Annotated in this window: 2 protein-coding genes; one reads left to right on the top strand and one right to left on the bottom strand. The window is 42.3% G+C overall.

The genetic code is table 11. The features are described from left to right. Positions 1-91 precede the first annotated feature (91 nt). On the top strand, positions 92-718 hold the full coding sequence (locus tag A3762_RS00870; protein ID WP_068478760.1) for an alpha-ketoglutarate-dependent dioxygenase AlkB: 627 nt from the start codon (positions 92-94) through the stop codon (positions 716-718). A 4-nt stretch (positions 719-722) separates the two neighbouring features. Here the strand turns inward: A3762_RS00870 and A3762_RS00865 are convergent. Next, positions 723-1,139 (bottom strand): S16 family serine protease (locus A3762_RS00865; RefSeq protein ID WP_304439246.1); only part of this gene is annotated, 417 nt, incomplete at its 5' end.

Below are 1,139 nucleotides of genomic sequence, written 5' to 3'. Positions count from 1 at the left end.
AAAAACAAGTATATTCATGTAATACTGACCTACTTAAAAACTCACGCCTAACTAACAGTTATTCTCCAACATGCATTGAGGCGATCGCACAATGAATCAGGAAAGTTTATTTAATGAAAGCCTTCCAAAGCAAAATGAACCAGAACTGATTCAGTTGTCAGGGGGTAATCTTTCATTTTTTTCGCCGTTTCTCGATGACCATACAGCCGGGCAACTTTTTCAAATTCTATTGGATGAACTGAATTGGCAACAACCAGAAATACGAGTTTATGGCCGCTATCAACGTATTCCAAGGCTGCAAGTTTGGATGGGAGATGCGGAAAATAGCTACAACTACTCCGGCAAATTATTCCAGCCGACACCTTGGCATGATGCAGTGTTAACCATCAAAGAGCGAGTCGAAATACTGACCAGTTGCGCTTACAACTCAGTATTGATCAATCAGTACCGAGACGGGCAAGATTCCGTTTCTTGGCATAGCGACGATGAGTCAGAGCTGGACTCTGATACTCCAATCGCATCGGTATCGCTTGGTATAACACGAAAGTTCGAACTCAAGCCAAATGATGGCATCGAAACCAAACAGTCGATAGAGCTAAAACACAACACCTTGTTGGTGATGTCACCAGACGTTCAAACTCACTGGAAGCATCAGATACCCAAACAACGACATATAAAAGAGCCTCGAATCAATTTAACATTTCGCAAAATCAACTAAGGCGCTACGCACCTTCTTGTTCATTTTCTGCAGTACGCAATGCATCGAACTTTTGCAAAATAGATCCATACATTGATCGAACAGGATAATTTCCATCCTTATCTTTAACCCCCGGATGCTCTCCTAACAATAATTCAAGCGCTTCATCTACCCGTTCAACTGTGTAGATATGGAAGCGCTTGGCTTTGATTGCATCGCGAACTTTTTTACTCAACATCAAATTGATCTGGTTAGTAGAGGGCAAGATAACAGCTTGCTCTCCCGTCAAACCAAGAATCTCACATGCATCAAAGAAGCCTTCAATCTTCTCGTTCACACCGCCAACTGGCTGAACCTCACCAAATTGATTCACCGAGCCGGTTACAGCAAAATTTTGCTTAATTGGCCGTTCACCTAACGAAGAAACTAACGCGCATAATTC

This window comes from Oleiphilus sp. HI0125 (assembly GCF_001635355.1).
This window is presented reverse-complemented; position numbering and strand designations above follow the sequence as displayed.